We start from the raw sequence: 16,509 nt of genomic DNA on the forward strand, positions 1-16,509 counted from the left end.
AATTTCCGGGTTTTATTTTTTCATCCTGATTCAAATTCAAAAACTAAATTTGAAAAAAATTTAAACTCCCCTACCCCACTTTTAAAAATCTGTAAAATAAAAAGTATAGACCTTATTAATTTTTAGACAGTTGAAAATAAAAAATCAACTCCATCAAAAAAATTGCATTTAACAAAAACTTTTGAAACTCAGAAAATTTAATTTCACGTTTTCTACAAAAAAGGAGATCAAGTAAAAAAGTAATCACGTGAAAAAAGAGAAATTATAAAAAATTCTGAAATCTGATTTTTCTAAAGATGAAAAATCAAAATTCATAAAATTATCAGATATCCACATCTTTTTAACAAATTATAAAATCAGGCAGTAATTTTTGAACTTTTGAAATTCCGGAACAAAATTTTAAAATTCTGAGGAAATTAAAATGAAAAAATTTTTTATAAAAAAAGACCGCCATTACTGACGGTCTCCATTATGTAAAAAAAATTTAAATTCTATTTATTGATTGCAGCAACACCCGGAAGTTCCAAACCTTCCAGACTTTCAAGCATTGCTCCACCACCGGTAGAAACATAGCTTACTTTGTCACCGTATCCGAACTGTTTTACAAAAGCAACACTATCTCCTCCTCCAACAAGAGAAAACGCTCCTAATTTTGTAGCCTCGGCAATACTGTCTCCAAGAGCAACCGTTCCTCCCGCAAAGTTGGACATTTCGAAAACTCCGATCGGACCGTTCCAAAGAATTGTTCTTGAATTCAGCAATACATCATTGAACTGATCTCTTGATTTGTGACCAGCATCAAGTCCCATCCATCCTTCAGGAATTGCATAGATGTCTGCTTCTTTTCTCTCCGTATCATTGTTGAAAGCTTCGGCAATAATAGCATCCGAAGGAAGATATACCTTTACCTGGTTTTCTTTTGCCTTTCCTAAAATCTCAAGAGCCAAAGGAAGCTTATCCTCTTCTACTAACGAGTTACCGATTTTCCCGCCTAAAGCTTTAATAAAAGTAAACGCCATACCTCCACCAATGATCAAATTATCGATGGCAGGAAGGATATTTTCTATAATGGTAATTTTAGTTGAAACTTTAGAACCACCAAGTATCGCTGTTACAGGTCTTTCCCCTTTTCTTAAAACTTTATCAATAGCCTGAAGTTCCTTAGCCATTAATAAACCGAAAAATTTAGTTGAATTAAAATATTGTGCGATTACAGCTGTAGAAGCATGTGCTCTGTGTGCAGTCCCGAATGCATCGTTTACGAAAGCATCTCCCAACTTGGAAAGCTTTTCAGCGAATCCCTCATCACCTTTTTCTTCTTCACTGTGAAAACGCAGATTCTCCAACAATAAGATCTCTCCCGGTTGAAGCTCAGAAGCAGCCTTTTCAGCCTTATCTCCGATACATTCGTCCACAAACTTCACTTCCTGTCCAAGAACGCTAGAAACTTCGTCTACGATATGTTTAAGAGAGAATTCATCTTTAACCTCCCCTTTCGGTCTTCCAAGGTGCGTCATAAGGATCACAGAACCTCCGTCGTTAAGAATTTTTTCAACCGTTGGTTTTACAGCCGTGATTCTTGTATTGTCTGTCACTTTCAGCTGATCGTCCTGCGGAACATTAAAGTCCACTCTTACCAGAGCCTTCTTGTCTTTAAAATTGAAATCATTGATTGTTTTCATAAGTATCATTGAATTTTCGTTTCACAAATGTAAGCTTTTAAACTTTTTCAACAGATCTCCCAAAACAAAACTTTTGGAAAACTTTCCCCCAACCCAATCACCCATTAATCAACAATTTTTTTCTCTTTAAAAAAAAGAATAATGTAGTTGTTGTTGAGTATTGTTAGTTTCGGGGATAAGTTTTACGAAAATAATTGGTAACAATTAATTTTTATTCAATTCATATTTAATTCACATTGTAATATCTTGTAAATGTGCCTTTTCACAGACTTATTAACAGATGTGAGTAACTTTCCCACAAACCCAGTATTAGTAATTTTTTTATGGAAAAACTTCGGATTAAGTGGAGAAAACATTTTGAAAGTTGTGGTTAAAATTTTCAATTCTATTTTCCATTACGAAATAAATTCATCTTTAAAAATAGAAAGTTCGAAAAAGTTTTCCACAGTTATTCACAGACCTTTTCACAATTTACTCCCGATTAACTAACAGGATTTGTTATTATTCTTACCTTTGTCATGAAATAAAATCTAAAAAGACTTAATACAGGTATTATGAAAAGAAAAATAGCGATTGCTGCAGACCATGCAGGCTATGAATACAAGGAGATTGTTAAAAACTATCTTTCAGAACGATTTGAAGTTCAGGATTTTGGCACGTTTTCCACAGACAGTGTGGATTATCCGGACTTTGTACACCCTGCTGCAACTTCTGTGGAAAACGGGGAAAACGAACTGGGAATTTTGATCTGCGGAAGCGGAAACGGAGTACAGATCACAGCAAACAAACACCAGAAAATAAGATGTGCTCTTTGCTGGATGCCGGAGATTGCAGTGCTTGCGAGACAGCACAACAATGCCAATATGATCTCAATGCCCGCGAGATTTATCTCTAAAGAAGTGGCGATAGAAATTGCAGAGAAATTTCTTTCCACAGACTTTGAAGGTGGCAGACACCAGAACAGAGTTGATAAAATTGCTGTTTGCTAAAAATATAAAGGCCTGTAAATCAAATTACAGGCCTTATTTATTTTTTATTTTATACCTTTGCAATGCATAATAGAAATTACCAGTCTATTATTTCCATACAGAACCTTATCTATTTAAAAGATATTAATCGAAGGTTTTTCTCCCCTCTTCTCCATATTTGTAGTAATTTTATACAAACTAAATTTTCCATTGTAAAAAAATTGGAAGGAAAATTGATGCTGTTGGGTTAATAAAGAAACATAAAGTAGAAAGGTCAAAGTTCTGCGGTTTATAATAAATGCAGACTTAAAAAGATGTAATAATATATTCTCTGAAATGGATAGTTGAGATCCAACCGAGATCTTACAAGCAAATAGAACTCCTGTTGAATACAAGATATTCTTAAAAATAAAAATTCAGGAGTTGTAGAAATTTCAGATTCGGATTATTACAATTATATAACAATTAAACACTATTAAAATGCCAAGAAAAGGTAAATATATAAGCCATAAAAACGAACAGAAACTCATAGAGATCGGAAGACTGATCCTGCGTTTCATGAATGCTAATTCGTCCAAGATTTATAATTATAAGCAGATTGCAGACGGAATAGATTATAAAAATCCCCGCCAGAGAGAGCAGGTGATTCAGGCTCTTCATAAACTTCAGGGTTCTGAAAAGATCAAGGAAGTGGAAAAAGGGAAATACATTGTAAACCTTAAAATTGCCGGAACATTAACCGGAAAAATAGATTTTAATCAATCCGGAAATGCTTACGTAAGTGTGGAAGGTATGGAAGATGATATCTTTATCCATTCCAAAAACGTGAAAGACGCTCTTCAGGGTGATAAAGTACTGATTGTAACTTATCATTTCAAAGGGAAGAAACTGGAAGGTTCCGTACTCGAAGTTCTGGAAAGAACAAGAACCGAGTTTGTAGGAACATTCCAGCTGGTTGCTCACAAAGATTTTGGATTTGTTGTTTGTGATAAAAAAACAATCAACACAGATATTTTCATCCCTAAAACAAAATTCGGAGGAGCCGAAAACGGAGACAAAGTAGTTGTGAAAATGACAGAATGGAAGCCCGGAGATAAGAATCCTGAAGGAGAAATCATCCAGGTATTGGGTGCTCCAGGTGAGCATGAAACAGAGATCCACTCTATCCTTGCCGAATATGGTCTTCCGTACGAATTCCCTCAGGAAGTGGAAATGGATGCCGATAAAATTGACAGAAGAATCACCGATGAAGAGGCTGCAAAACGCTGGGACATGCGTGATATCTGTACCTTCACCATCGACCCTAAAGATGCAAAAGATTTTGATGATGCCCTTTCGATAAGAAAATTAGAAAACGGAAACTGGGAAATCGGTGTACACATTGCAGACGTATCTCATTATGTAATTCCTGGAACCATTCTGGATGATGAAGCGTACAGCAGAGCGACTTCGGTATATCTTGTAGACCGCGTAGTTCCGATGCTTCCGGAAGTTTTAAGTAACGATGTGTGCTCCCTTCGTCCTAATGAAGATAAATATACATTTTCAGCCGTTTTCCAGCTGAATGACAATGCCGAGATTCAGAAACAATGGTTTGGAAGAACGGTCATTCATTCCGACAGAAGATTTACTTATGAAGAAGCTCAGGAACGTATAGAAACGGGTCAGGGAGATCTTGCAGAAGAAATCAATACTCTGGATAAACTCGCTAAAATTATGCGAGATCAGCGTGTGAAAAACGGGGCGATTACATTTGACAGAAGTGAAGTAAGATTCAATCTGGATGAAAATAATTCGCCGATCGGAGTTTACTTTAAAATAAGCAAGGATTCCAATCACCTGATAGAAGAATTCATGCTTTTAGCCAATAAAAAAGTATCTGAATTTGTTTCACTGAACCAGAAAGGAGGCGTAACAAACAATACCTTTATTTACAGAGTTCATGACGATCCGAACCCTACAAAACTGGAAGCATTAAGAGACTTTGTTTCTACTTTCGGATATAAAATGAACCTTGACAATACCAAAAAGGTAGCAGAATCTTTGAATAAACTTCTCGCCGATGTGAAAGGAAAAGGAGAAGAAAATATGATTGAAACGCTTGCGATGAGAAGTATGAGCAAAGCCGTTTATTCTACAGAACCTATAGGTCACTACGGTCTTGGTTTCGAATACTACAGCCACTTTACCTCTCCTATCCGACGTTATCCGGATCTTTTGGCGCACCGACTTTTGCAACATTATCTTGATGGGGGTAAATCTCCAAGCAAGCAAGAGCTGGAAGAAAAAGCCAAACATTGCAGTTCTATGGAAAGACTGGCTGCGGATGCAGAAAGGGATTCCATTAAGTTTATGCAGGTGAAGTTTATGGAAAAACATCTTGGGGAAACCTTTACGGGAGTGATCTCAGGGGTTGCAGAATTTGGTTTCTGGGTAGAAATTCCGGACAACGGAGCTGAAGGTCTGATTAAATTAAGAGATCTTGTAGACGATTCTTATTCTTATGATGCTAAATCTCATGCGGTATACGGAAACAGAACCGGAAAGAAATATCAGTTAGGAGATGAAGTACGAATTAAAGTGGTAAAAGCAAACCTTATTCAAAAGCAGTTGGACTTCAAGATTGTTGATTAATTAAATCATAAAGTCTAACTTTGTATTAATGGGATGAAATTTTTTTTCATTTAAAATACTATTGAATGTTTGAACTCGTACTTTCTGCTATCATCTTAGGATTCATGCTAAGCCTGGTTTTTATAGGACCTATTTTTTTCCTTTTAATTGAAACCAGCTTTTCCAGAGGACCCAGACATGCCCTGGCATTGGATCTTGGAGTTATTACAGCAGATATATTATGTATCGTTGCTGCCTATTATGCAAGTGCGGATATTGTGACTTTAATAGATAAACATCCCGGATTTTACAGGATTACTTCTATACTTATTTTTGTATACGGAATCGTGATGATGGTCACCAAGACCAAAATGCACATGCCTGGTGAAGAAAGAATCATTGGCCAAAACTATTTTAAAACGTTTTTCAATGGTTTTTTCTTTAATCTTTTAAATGTAGGAGTTATTCTTTTCTGGCTGGTGACGGTAATTTCTGTAAGAAACCAATACCCTGATACCAGCAGCTTTATCCTCTATGTGGGTATTGTCATTGGCACCTATCTCTGTATAGACCTGGCCAAAATATTTTTAGCAAAACAATTTCACGATAAACTTACCCAGAAACTCGCCAATCAGATCAGAAGAATCGTAGGCGGGATTCTTATCATTTTCAGCTTCTTTATTTTCCTTCAGAGCTTTAAGAAATTCAATCAGTTCGACAGGCAGCTGGAAGAAGCTGAGAAAAAAGAAATCAAGTATCAAAAAACAAAATGAAAAAAATAATCTTTCCGAAAGCCCTTAAAAAAGGGGCCAAAATAGCTGTTATTTCCCCCGCAGGAGCCGTAGATGTTCCACAGCTGGAAAAGGGAATAGAAATGATTAAGAACAGAGGATTTGAACCCGTTTTGGGCGAGCACCTCTACACTAAATTTTCAAACGGATACAATTACGCCGGAACAGAACAGGAAAGAATTAAAGATATCAACTGGGCCTTGAATGATAAAGAGATTTCTGCTGTCTGGGCTTCAAGAGGAGGCTACGGATGCCAGCATCTCATTCAGCATTTAAAGCTGAAAAACTTTACAGAAAATCCTAAATGGTATATCGGGTATTCAGATAATACCGTTATTCAAAGCTATTTATTAAAGAAAGGGTTTGCTTCGATTCACGGGCAGACTATCAAAACATCCAGTTTTGGAGTAACGGATGAAAGCTATGATCGGATCTTTGATATTTTAAAAGGAAAAGCTCCTAAATATGCTTTACAATCTAATCAATTTAATAAGCCTGGGAATATTGAAGGTGAATTGGTAGGAGGTAATTTAGCCTTGATTTACGCCCTTTTGGGAACTCAATATTCTTTTGATTTTAAAGATAAAATTCTATTTATTGAAGACATCGGAGAAAATTTCTATGCCCTGGACCGCATGATCATGAGTTTGGAACTGGCCGGAGTTTTCAATAAGATTTCAGGATTGATTATCGGTGGAATGACCAATATGGGCGATGAAAAAGAGAATAAACAATACGAAGATAGTTTCGATGGATTTGCTTACCAATTAATCTCCGACAGAATTTCAAAATATAAATTCCCGGCAGTTTTCGGATTTCCAAACGGACATATTAAGGATAACAGACCTTTAATTATTGGTGGAAAAGTGATGATGAAGGTTGGAGATAAGGTTAAGATTGAGTTTTAAAAGGATGATTTCAAATGAAGCTTATTGAGAATTTTGAGCCCATAAAAATCACTCCGGATCTTGTAAAAAGTTCACTTTATATCCTATTTTTAATTACTGTATTATCCTATTTTATTTTCTTTGATAAGAATTTAAAAATTGAATACAAGGAAATCTGCCCCTGTAATACTGAATACACTCTTTCTCAATATGATGAAAGAGAAAAGATTTGGGAAGGAAAGAAATATGCTGCTGACCCTGCCCTTAAAACATTTAAACTCAAGAATAGAATGGGTTTTACAATTGATAAGCTTGAAAATATTGATTTTTATAGATTGAATGATACCCTTTTCAGACCTTCACAAAAAAAAGAGTCTGATTTCTTTTCAAAACGTTTTTACTGGGACTGCAAAAACAAAGAAGTTTGGATATCAACTCACCATAAATTATCTTTTAAATAATGGCAACTCACAATGATTTCGGTAAAATAGCAGAAGACCTTGCAGCTGAATACCTGCAGAAGAATGGCTATAAAGTGCTCATCAGGAATTTCAGGTTTCAGAAAGCTGAGATTGATATCATTGCAGAGAAAGAAGACCTGATTGTCATTGTGGAAGTAAACGCCCGTTCTACGGATGCCTTTATGCTGCCTCAGGAAGCGGTCACCAAATCGAAAATCAAATCAATTGTTTCCGCAGCCAACCATTATCTTGAAGAATTTAACCGGAACAACGAAGTAAGATTTGATATCATTTCTGTCCTTCCTGATGAAAAAAAGAAACTGACGATTGAACATATAACCGATGCTTTTGAAGCATTTGATGCCAACTGATTATTATAATGTACCAATTTGATAATGTAGCAGTGTAACAATGTTGAAATACAGGATCATGTTTATTGTTACATTGGTAGACTGTTACATTGCTACATTGATAAACTGATACATTGTTACATTAAAAAAGAAATTATGAAAACAATACTCATCACCGGAGCCACTTCCGGAATAGGAAAATCCACAGCAGAGCTCCTTGCCGGACAGGGAAACAGAATCATTATTTGTGGAAGGAGAAAAGAAGTTTTGGAATCTCTGAAAGCTGAATTATCGGTTAATACCGAAATATTTAGTTTAGAGTTTGATGTCAGAAATCTTGAGGAAGTTGAAAAAGCAATCAATTCCCTTCCCGAAGAATGGAAGAATATTGATGTGTTAATCAATAATGCAGGAAACGCACACGGTTTGGATCCTCTTTCTGCCGGAAAGACAGATGATTGGGATTCTATGATTGATGGGAATGTAAAAGGACTTTTATATGTTTCCAAAATGATCATCCCTTCTATGAAAGCCCGTAATTCAGGACATATTGTAAACATTAGTTCAGTGGCGGCAAGACAGACCTATGCTAACGGAGTTGTATATTGTGCAACTAAAAAAGCAGTTGATGTGATTTCAGACGGAATGCGCCTTGAACTCACAGAATTTGGGATTAAAGTTACCAATATTCAGCCCGGTGCCGTAGAAACAGATTTCTCTATGGTAAGGTTCAAAGGAGACAGCGAAAGAGCAGCCACCGTATATGCCGGCTATGATGCTTTGAAAGCCGAAGATATTGCGGATGCCATCGCCTATTGCGTCAATGCTCCCAAGCATGTGATGGTTTCGGATATGACCATCTATCCGAGTGCACAGAGCGAGCCGAGAACGATTTACAGAAAATAAGGTGAAAAGAATATCACTTTTTATCCTGCTTTTTTTATTTGTCTTTTGGAAGGGACAAAAAACCGATGCATTTCAAAAAGATGAAAAACTGTTTGAAAATATTCAGCTATTGGACAGATATCTACAGAATAATGATGGAAAGATCATTGATGTTTTGTGTCCTGATGTATCTTTTGGACATTCCAACGGATGGGTACAGAACTTTGAAGACTTCAAAAAAGATTTTTCATCGAAAAAAGTGATCTATAAAGAGATCCAGCAAATTGAACTTTCTGAATTCAAAAGGGATAAAAATACAGCAAGTATCAGACGGAAAATAAAAGTTTCAGGGACGTATAAAAATCAGGATTTTGAAATGAAACTGGCTTTGCTGGAGATCTGGATAAAAAAGAATGCCGTGTGGAAATTGTGGAGCCGGCAGAGTGTCGAAATAAAGCCATAAATTTGCATCAACCTGGAGCAATTTTGCTTTTACCAATCAGTTTAAAACAAAAAAATGAAAATACTATACCTCGAAACCTCTTCCAAAAACTGTTCAGTAGCTGTTTCAGACGATGAAAAGTTATTATGTGTCTGTGAAGAAGTTTCTGATAACTATAAACAATCCGAAAGCCTTCATACCTATGTAGAATGGGCGCTGGAAGGAGCAGGTCTTACGATGAAAGATATTGAAGCCGTTTCACTGGGTAAAGGACCAGGTTCCTATACCGGATTAAGAATCGGGGCTGCATCAGCCAAAGGTTTCTGTTACGGTCTGAAAATTCCTCTAATTGCTGTGAATTCGATGGAAAGTATGATAGAGCCCTTTTTAGACAAGAACTATGATTTTATAGTCCCTTTGATCGACGCAAGGAGAATGGAGGTTTATACGGCTGTTTATGACGGTAAAACGGGCAAGGAGTTATCTTCAACCGAAGCTAAGATTCTGGACGAAACTTCTTTTGAAGAATTTAAAGATAAAAAAGTAATTTTTGTCGGAGACGGAGCGAAGAAAGCTAAAGAAATTATTCATCTTCCCGATGCAGAGTTCAGGGACGATATCTATCCTTCTGCACAGTATCTTATCAAAAAGACCTTAGAAAAGATTGATCAAAAAGAGTTTGAAGATATCGCCTACTTTGAGCCTTTCTATCTCAAAGATTTCCACGGAGTAAAGAAAAAGAAAAGCGAAGAATAAATCTTCGCTTTTTTTTATTTTGGCATGGCAGGAATATCGTTCGGAACTTTTTCTTTCGGTTGTTCCTTTTGTTTCTTAGGTTTCTCTTTCTTGTCCGATTTTTCGGAAAGTCCGGGAATAGATTGCTGCAGAACCATCTGATTATCCTGATTTTGAGGAGCAGCATTGTTTTGATTCTGCTGAGGCTGTGCAGGAACTCCTCCTGGCTGTTGAGGAACAGCATTCCCCTTGTTATCGGTAGCCTGGAAAGAAAGCTCACTTTTCAGATAGTTCAGCATCTCTTTGGCTCTTATTCCTTCAGGAGTTTTGGAATAATTCAGTGCAATCTGCTCAAGTTGCAGGATCATTACTTCTTTTCCACTTGTTTTTCCTGTATTGAATGCGTTTAACAGATGGAATTTAGGAATTAGTGCATCTTTCGGATATTTCTGTATCGTTTGGTCTATGACGTCACGGCTTTCTCCGAATTTCTCCGACTCATAAAGTGCATAAGCCTTTTTGTATTCATTCTCCACTTCTTCTGAAGATTTTACAAAAGAAACATTCTTAGGATTTCTTGCAAATTCTGCGTAAGAGGTATAAGGATAATCCGTCAATAGAATCTGTTTTGCTCTTTCAGCAGCCTGAGGATTCTTCAGATAATTCATGGCGAAGATCTCGTAAAGTGCCTGAAGCATTACCTTTTCCTCCGGTTTTACATCCACAAGGTCGTACAGTGTTTTTGTAGCTAAAGGAGTATTGGTAAAATAATTCTGATACATCACTCCCAGACCTAATGAAGCAGTGTCCCTGTCTTTTTTCAGTTGCCCAAGCTTTTCCTGATCTGTAGGAATTTGTTCAATATAATAAGTCGGTTCAAAACGTCTCGGATTAGGAGCAGAGGTCTGTCCCAATGCTTCGTTTTTCATATCTTCAATAGACGCCATTTTTTTGGAATAACGCCAGTTATCAGCAAGTGCACGGTCGCCCCATACCTGCTTAAACGAAGATGTTCCTTTACTCATCGTTCCGGTATTGCTGAAATAAAAACCTTTGGTAGTGACCCCGAAATCTTCAAAAGAATTGGCATTATTGGCAAATATAGAATTGGCGCTGTAGTCTCCGGTATCAAAACCTTTGCTTCTTTCTGCACGTATTCTCTCCTGCTCTTCTTTTTCTTCTTTGGCTTTCAGCTTGGCTATGTACTTGGAGAAAAAGTCTGTTTTTTGCGCATCGCTCATTTTAGCTAAAGAAAGGATACTATCGTTTTTTTTGATCAGATAATAGTTTTTGGAAATCTTTTTAATGTATTCCGACTGATCTTTTAAAAGGATCTTTGAAGGCTCATAGGTCATCACCGCAAGAGCTGAATCATAATAGGTTCCTGCACCAATATAGTCATTTTTATCAAGGTAGCTCTTCCCTATTTCATAATACGTAAGTCCTCTTATCTGAGGGTCAGAAACCTTTTCGAATAAAGATTTTTTGAAGAACTGTTGAGCTTCGTCTTTCTTTCCTGCTTTATTGGCCATTAAACCTAAAGCATAGTAGAATTCATTTTTTCTGGAACCGTAAGTCCCTTTTTTACTGATGCCTTCCAGATAGTTTTTAGCGCCGTTGTAGTCCCCTTTTCCGTTGAAAGTCTTAGCGATTGCAATTTGGGATTTTACTTCAAATTCAAAATCATTGGCATATTTATAAGCCTGGGTATAGCTTTCACGGGCCTTTTCATTCTGACCGAGATTTTCAGAAACCTGTCCTCTCAGATAAGCTATTCTGCTTTTCAGTTTTCTGTCTGAATTCAGCTCGAAAGCCCTGTCCAGTTCAGTAGCTGCTTCCTGTAATTTTCCCGCATCAAGAAGGGCTTCAGAGTAATAAATACTCAATAGTTTGGAGTAGCTTTTATTGATGTCTTCCCCTTTCAGTTTGGCAAAAGCCTCATTAGCCTTATGATAATCTTTAATCTTCGCATAAGCCACACCCTGATAGATTCTTGCCAGAGGAAGCCTTTTATCGTCCTTCATATGGGTGAAAACATAATTCAGGGCATCCAGGGCCTGTACCGCTTTATTCTGATAGATTCTGGACTGTACCAGGATCATGTAGGCATCAAAGATTTTTTTATTCTTTTCTTCACCGCTTCTGATCACGGAGTATTTTGTAATGGCTTTCTGAGCTTTTGCTTCTGCAATTTCTAAAGTAGTGGCTCCTTTGTTCTGGGCATCATCAGGTCTGTCAGGAACACCTCCCTGAGCTCCGGGCATATCCGGTGGCATTCCGGGAGCGCCTCTTCCGGAAGACGGTCTGTTCACTTCCGCCATTTTCATGGAATTCTCAGCAAATGCAGCAGACTGTCCCAGATCACTTCCCAGAGGTTGATCTTCAAAGGTCAGAATAGGAATATAAGGAGCATAAAAATTATCCTTATGTCCTTTGTCTCTGCTCGTAAATTCACTGTTTAATGCGTCTTTAGCATTAAAAAGGGTATTATAGTAGGTGTTAAATCCTTTCAAAAATCTTGAACGCTGTTCCGGCTTTTTGGTCTTGGTAGCACAGGAAGCAACGAGACATATGATTAAAAGGAATAAAATATTCTTTTTCATTATTCAATATAACTATCTTATCTGCTTTTTATTATCAGAAGTTGATGATTTTGTAAAAATAATAAAATTTTATAATGAATAATATTTATATTTCATTTAGAATTTTGTAAACCAAATGGGTAGGAAGCCCCATGATGGTATAAAAGCTTCCGTTCATTTTCCGGATTTTTGCCATTCCCAGCCATTCCTGGATACCATAGCTCCCCGCTTTATCGAAAGGTTTGTAATTCTGAACGTAATAATCTATCTCACGGTCTGAGATTTCATCGAATTCTACATCGGCAACATCTGTTTCGGTCAACATTTTATCAACGGATTTGATGGTAATTCCCGTATAGACCTGATGTATTTTCCCGGAAAGCATACGCAGCATTTGCCCGGCTTCCTTTTCGTCTTTCGGTTTTCCGAGGATCTGTCCTTCTGCAGCAACTACCGTATCCGCTGTTAATAAGACTTCATCCCCTGTCAGATTTCTGAATGCAGAAGCTTTTAATTCTGATAAATACGCTGCGGACTCTCCTATTTTGATGTCCTCCGGAAGAATTTCTTCACAGTCTATTTTCACGACCTCAAAATCGAAGCCTAAGCTTGAAAGCAGTTCTTTTCTTCTGGGTGACTGGGATGCTAAAAGTAATTTCATAAACTGATTTTATACAGATTGGGTATTATCGTCATGCCAGTTCCCCTGAACCTTCATTACCTGCTCTATGACATCGCGTACAGCACCGCTTCCTCCCCTTTTGGCAGAAATATAATCGGATACTCCTTTCACTTCCGGAACTGCATTTTCAGGGCATGCGGCAATGGCAGATTCCTCCATAATGTGGATATCCGGAAGATCGTCTCCCATCGTGAGAATCTCTTCGTTTTTAAGGTTGTATTTCTTTTTAAAATCTTCAAAATCAGCTAATTTGTCGTGCGATTTCGGATAATAATCATTAATCCCCAAATAATTGATTCTGTGCTTGACCATTTCATCGTTTCCACCGGTAATAACACCAATCAGATAATTGTTTTTTAAGGCCTTAACCACTGCATAGCCATCCAGAACATTCATTACCCTGCACATATTTCCTCCCGGCATCAGATAAACGCTTCCATCGGTAAAAACTCCGTCTACATCAAATACAAATGCTTTAATATCTTTTAATTTCTCTTTATAACTCATACATTTTCTGAATAGAATGATTCATTGTTTTATAAATTTCAAGACTTTCGTCTTTTAATAACTGCTCATGTAATTCCAGTACCCGGACATCATTTCTTACTGCAGGTCCGGTTTGGGCTGCCTTAGGATCTACTTCATGAATTTTCTGAACCGTTTCATCAATAAGAGGCAGAAAATAATCAAACGGAATTTCCTGCGAATCGGAAACCTCTTTGGCTCTTGCGAAGAGATGATTGACAAAATTGCAGGCAAAAACAGCCGTAAGATGAATGTATTTTCTCTTTTCGTGGTTACTTTCCATTACATTTTCTGAAATTTTTGAAGCCAGATCGAAAAGAAGCTGTTGGTCTTCATTATTTTCAGTTTCAATAAAAAACGGAATTTTCTTATAATCCAGTTCTTTTGATTTTGAAAAGGTTTGTAAAGGATAAAAACTTGATTTTCTGTAAGGTCCGGTCAGAGTTTCTTTAGGTAAGGATCCTGAAGTATGGGCAACCAGACAGTTTTCTTTAGTGATCATTTTAGAAACACTTTCTACTGAATTGTCGTTTACACAGATAATGTACAGATCTGCATCCTCAAGATGTTCCGTAGAATAAGGTACACCCGTTTCTTCCGAAATCTTCTTCAGTTCAACTCCGTTTCTTCCAAAAATCTGAGTTAACGGAATGCCATTGAGACGGAAAGCTTTTGCCATATGGTAGGCCACGTTTCCGGAGCCTATAATTACAGTTTGCATCTAACAAAGATAAGATTTTAAAGGAAGATGAATGCAGAGCTCTGTAAGTTTATCATCAATCTCTGCTGCCTAATGTTCAGAACTTTTCGGATTGCGGGTCTTGTGGTTCAAATCAGGAACGGCCTTTTACATCAGTATACTACCGGATCAATTTCAAAGCTTGGAGAGTAGATAAGTTTTTTTTCACGCAAAGAAATTAATTCGATTAAGCGAATGTTGTATAAAGATTGTTTTATCAGTGATACAACCACAGTCTTTGCCTTCCTCAAAACGAAACATTAGTAAGATGAAGATTTGCACGGTAAAAATTTTATCTCTTACCCAAATTCCTTTTACCCTTGAAACTTATCCCTCATAATACGCTCAAACCCGTAACCCGCATCCCGTAACTTTCACGACCTCAATCTTAATTTTCTTAACCCGAACTCAGATTATTTTAAATATTTGGACTGAAAATTGAATAAGTAATTTAACTTTCGGCTATTTTTGTAATCCAAAACAGTGTAAGCATCTTATGAAGATTAAGGACGCGGAAATTATTTCGTTGATGCAGAATCCACGGACCCAGGAAAAAGGAGTCCGTGCCTTGATGGATGCTTATCAAAGCAGATTGTACTGGCACATCAGAAGAATTATTGTAGACGGAGACATTGCTCAGGACACGCTGCAGGAGACTTTTATTAAAGCCTATCAGAATTTTCACCAGTTCAAAAATGACAGCCAGCTGTATACCTGGCTTTACAGGATTGCTACCAACGAAGCATTACAGCAGGTAAACAAGATGAAGAAAATGCAGAAAACGGATGAAGATCCTGAGTATTATATGCAGAATCTGGTGGCGGACAATACAGAAGGAGATGCAGAAGAAATACAGCTGCTGCTCCAGAATGCCATACAAAGCCTGCCCGAAAAGCAGAAACTGGTATTTATGATGCGGTATTATGATGATTTACCCTACGAAGAGATATCAAAAATTGTAGATATGTCCGTAGGAACTTTAAAAACCAATTATCATTATGCCAAACAAAAAATAGAAGAATTTATTAAAGAAAATTACGAAAGATAATTTTTTACAAAACAAAGATGAAAGAGTTCGACATAGAAAAACTAGAACGCAAGAATATTTACAAAGTTCCGGATGATTTGTTCCAAAATATCCAGAACAACGTAATGAACGAAGTGAAAGCGAATAAAAAAGCCCCGGTTTTTAAACTCAACTGGATGTATGCTGCTGCGGCATCACTGGCTTTGATATTCGGAGCAACATATGTTTTTAATTCTGACAACGATCCGGCCAAAGATGTGTTGAATCCAAAAGCATACGCCGCCAATAAAACGGAGGCAAAAACAGAAAGCGAACGTGCCTATGAAACATTGGAGGCGGATTTAACTTCTGTTGAAAATAACAATCAAATAACTAGTAACCAGGGAAGTAAAACAGTGTCTTACATCCCTGAAAACAAGGAGGAAAATGTTACAGCACCACAGCCTGTAAAAAAAGCCACCAAAAAAGAGGAAATTAAAATGAATGAATATCTGGACTCATTCTCCAATTCTGAAATTTCAGAGCTGGCAAGCAATTCAACCCAGGACATTTATTTAGATTTATATAATTAAAAGAAAGATGAAGAAAATATTATTTGCACTTCTTATTATTTACGGTTTTGGTCTGAATGCACAAAATGCCCAGACTTCAGAATACGACTGGAAAAAAATGGATCCTAAGCAAAGAAAAGAGGTAATAAACAATCTTTCTCCGGAAGAAAGAAAAGAGCTTCTCAAGAAGTTCAGAAATAATATGGTGATGGAAAATCTTGATATTGATGCCAGTGATAAAACAGAGTTTACACAGCTCTACAACGAATACCTTGAGAATCAGAAACAGATAAAAAGCCAGTTTGACCCTAATTTCAATCCGGAAACATTGTCGGATGAAGAAGCCAAAGCAAAACTGCAGCAAAGTTTTGAGGTAGGGCAGAGGCTGCTGGATAACCGAAAGAAATATGCTGATAAAATGCAGCTTATAATTCCTTGTCAGAAAGTATTAAAACTATTCCAGAGCGAAGGGATGATGAGAGATAAAATGAATGAAAGAAAACCTCATGGCGGAAATAATAATACGACAAGACCCAAACAGAACCCATAATAGTTTATTTTTTTAATGTTGGACGGCTCTTACAGACAT

Annotated in this window: 17 protein-coding genes; 12 read left to right on the forward strand and 5 right to left on the reverse strand. The window is 37.0% G+C overall.

All coding sequences use genetic code 11. The annotated features are described in order from the left end of the window. Positions 1–491: 491 nt before the first annotated feature. Entirely contained in the window at positions 492–1,682 is a 1,191-nt protein-coding gene (locus ACM46_RS03575; RefSeq protein ID WP_048505219.1) for a phosphoglycerate kinase, read from the reverse strand. 554 nt (positions 1,683–2,236) lie between these two features. Here ACM46_RS03575 and rpiB point away from each other — a divergent pair. The 9 genes from rpiB to tsaB all read left to right on the forward strand — a co-directional run bounded on the left by rpiB (position 2,237) and on the right by tsaB (position 9,835). Beyond that, a complete protein-coding gene (gene rpiB / locus ACM46_RS03585; RefSeq protein WP_048505221.1) occupies positions 2,237–2,671 on the forward strand; it encodes a ribose 5-phosphate isomerase B in 435 nt (144 codons plus the stop codon). A gap of 459 nt (positions 2,672–3,130) precedes the next feature. After that, the gene (gene rnr, locus ACM46_RS03590; protein WP_048505222.1) at positions 3,131–5,284 is read left to right on the forward strand and encodes a ribonuclease R; all 2,154 of its coding nucleotides are present in this window, start codon (positions 3,131–3,133) and stop codon (positions 5,282–5,284) included. A gap of 65 nt (positions 5,285–5,349) precedes the next feature. After that, positions 5,350–6,036, forward strand: a complete 687-nt coding sequence (locus tag ACM46_RS03595) for a LysE family translocator (protein ID WP_048505223.1) — start codon at positions 5,350–5,352, stop codon at positions 6,034–6,036. Then, positions 6,033–6,962, forward strand: coding sequence for a S66 peptidase family protein (locus tag ACM46_RS03600; protein WP_048505224.1), 930 nt, complete (start codon positions 6,033–6,035; stop codon positions 6,960–6,962). The genes ACM46_RS03595 and ACM46_RS03600 overlap by 4 nt, the downstream gene beginning before the upstream one ends. Before the next feature lie 14 nt (positions 6,963–6,976). Next, positions 6,977–7,402, forward strand: coding sequence for a hypothetical protein (locus tag ACM46_RS03605; protein ID WP_048505225.1), 426 nt, complete (start codon positions 6,977–6,979; stop codon positions 7,400–7,402). After that, a complete protein-coding gene (locus ACM46_RS03610) occupies positions 7,402–7,773 on the forward strand; it encodes a YraN family protein (protein WP_048505226.1) in 372 nt (123 codons plus the stop codon). The genes ACM46_RS03605 and ACM46_RS03610 overlap by 1 nt, the downstream gene beginning before the upstream one ends. 135 nt (positions 7,774–7,908) lie before the next feature. Then, on the forward strand, positions 7,909–8,658 hold the full coding sequence (locus ACM46_RS03615) for an SDR family NAD(P)-dependent oxidoreductase (RefSeq protein ID WP_048505227.1): 750 nt from the start codon (positions 7,909–7,911) through the stop codon (positions 8,656–8,658). A 1-nt stretch (position 8,659) separates the two neighbouring features. Then, a complete protein-coding gene (locus ACM46_RS03620; protein ID WP_048505228.1) occupies positions 8,660–9,100 on the forward strand; it encodes a nuclear transport factor 2 family protein in 441 nt (146 codons plus the stop codon). Between the two features lie 54 nt (positions 9,101–9,154). Further along, on the forward strand, positions 9,155–9,835 hold the full coding sequence (tsaB, locus tag ACM46_RS03625) for a tRNA (adenosine(37)-N6)-threonylcarbamoyltransferase complex dimerization subunit type 1 TsaB (protein WP_048505229.1): 681 nt from the start codon (positions 9,155–9,157) through the stop codon (positions 9,833–9,835). 14 nt (positions 9,836–9,849) lie between these two features. On the opposite strand, the gene porW is transcribed toward tsaB, so the two are convergent. From porW to ACM46_RS03645, 4 genes are all read right to left on the reverse strand, one after another. Beyond that, a complete protein-coding gene (porW, locus tag ACM46_RS03630) occupies positions 9,850–12,417 on the reverse strand; it encodes a type IX secretion system periplasmic lipoprotein PorW/SprE (protein WP_083997328.1) in 2,568 nt (855 codons plus the stop codon). An 85-nt stretch (positions 12,418–12,502) separates the two neighbouring features. Beyond that, entirely contained in the window at positions 12,503–13,057 is a 555-nt protein-coding gene (locus ACM46_RS03635; RefSeq protein ID WP_048505230.1) for a Maf family protein, read from the reverse strand. 9 nt (positions 13,058–13,066) lie between these two features. Beyond that, on the reverse strand, positions 13,067–13,585 hold the full coding sequence (locus tag ACM46_RS03640; RefSeq protein ID WP_048505231.1) for a KdsC family phosphatase: 519 nt from the start codon (positions 13,583–13,585) through the stop codon (positions 13,067–13,069). After that, positions 13,575–14,324 (reverse strand): Rossmann-like and DUF2520 domain-containing protein, encoded by a 750-nt coding sequence (locus tag ACM46_RS03645; protein ID WP_048505232.1) that lies wholly within the window; start codon positions 14,322–14,324, stop codon positions 13,575–13,577. The genes ACM46_RS03640 and ACM46_RS03645 overlap by 11 nt, the downstream gene beginning before the upstream one ends. 514 nt (positions 14,325–14,838) lie before the next feature. Here ACM46_RS03645 and ACM46_RS03650 point away from each other — a divergent pair. The 3 genes from ACM46_RS03650 to ACM46_RS03660 are packed head-to-tail and all read left to right on the forward strand — an operon-like array spanning position 14,839 to position 16,470. Further along, positions 14,839–15,390, forward strand: coding sequence for an RNA polymerase sigma factor (locus tag ACM46_RS03650; RefSeq protein WP_048505233.1), 552 nt, complete (start codon positions 14,839–14,841; stop codon positions 15,388–15,390). 17 nt (positions 15,391–15,407) lie between these two features. Beyond that, positions 15,408–15,941 (forward strand): hypothetical protein, encoded by a 534-nt coding sequence (locus ACM46_RS03655; protein WP_048505234.1) that lies wholly within the window; start codon positions 15,408–15,410, stop codon positions 15,939–15,941. 7 nt (positions 15,942–15,948) lie between these two features. Next, a complete protein-coding gene (locus ACM46_RS03660; protein ID WP_048505235.1) occupies positions 15,949–16,470 on the forward strand; it encodes a hypothetical protein in 522 nt (173 codons plus the stop codon). The last annotated feature ends 39 nt before the right edge of the window (positions 16,471–16,509 follow it).

Source organism: Chryseobacterium angstadtii (assembly GCF_001045465.1).
Lineage (GTDB): Bacteria > Bacteroidota > Bacteroidia > Flavobacteriales > Weeksellaceae > Chryseobacterium > Chryseobacterium angstadtii.

Excerpts from the sequence above, each read along its gene's own strand:
- ACM46_RS03575 (WP_048505219.1), bottom strand. The coding sequence starts at position 1,682 with ATGAAAACAATCAATGATTTCAATTTTAAAGACAAGAAGGCTCTGGTA.
- rpiB (WP_048505221.1), top strand. The coding sequence starts at position 2,237 with ATGAAAAGAAAAATAGCGATTGCTGCAGACCATGCAGGCTATGAATAC.
- rnr (WP_048505222.1), top strand. The coding sequence starts at position 3,131 with ATGCCAAGAAAAGGTAAATATATAAGCCATAAAAACGAACAGAAACTC.
- ACM46_RS03595 (WP_048505223.1), top strand. The coding sequence starts at position 5,350 with ATGTTTGAACTCGTACTTTCTGCTATCATCTTAGGATTCATGCTAAGC.
- ACM46_RS03600 (WP_048505224.1), top strand. The coding sequence starts at position 6,033 with ATGAAAAAAATAATCTTTCCGAAAGCCCTTAAAAAAGGGGCCAAAATA.
- ACM46_RS03605 (WP_048505225.1), top strand. The coding sequence starts at position 6,977 with ATGAAGCTTATTGAGAATTTTGAGCCCATAAAAATCACTCCGGATCTT.
- ACM46_RS03610 (WP_048505226.1), top strand. The coding sequence starts at position 7,402 with ATGGCAACTCACAATGATTTCGGTAAAATAGCAGAAGACCTTGCAGCT.
- ACM46_RS03615 (WP_048505227.1), top strand. The coding sequence starts at position 7,909 with ATGAAAACAATACTCATCACCGGAGCCACTTCCGGAATAGGAAAATCC.
- tsaB (WP_048505229.1), top strand. The coding sequence starts at position 9,155 with ATGAAAATACTATACCTCGAAACCTCTTCCAAAAACTGTTCAGTAGCT.
- porW (WP_083997328.1), bottom strand. The coding sequence starts at position 12,417 with ATGAAAAAGAATATTTTATTCCTTTTAATCATATGTCTCGTTGCTTCC.
- ACM46_RS03635 (WP_048505230.1), bottom strand. The coding sequence starts at position 13,057 with ATGAAATTACTTTTAGCATCCCAGTCACCCAGAAGAAAAGAACTGCTT.
- ACM46_RS03640 (WP_048505231.1), bottom strand. The coding sequence starts at position 13,585 with ATGAGTTATAAAGAGAAATTAAAAGATATTAAAGCATTTGTATTTGAT.
- ACM46_RS03645 (WP_048505232.1), bottom strand. The coding sequence starts at position 14,324 with ATGCAAACTGTAATTATAGGCTCCGGAAACGTGGCCTACCATATGGCA.
- ACM46_RS03650 (WP_048505233.1), top strand. The coding sequence starts at position 14,839 with ATGAAGATTAAGGACGCGGAAATTATTTCGTTGATGCAGAATCCACGG.
- ACM46_RS03655 (WP_048505234.1), top strand. The coding sequence starts at position 15,408 with ATGAAAGAGTTCGACATAGAAAAACTAGAACGCAAGAATATTTACAAA.
- ACM46_RS03660 (WP_048505235.1), top strand. The coding sequence starts at position 15,949 with ATGAAGAAAATATTATTTGCACTTCTTATTATTTACGGTTTTGGTCTG.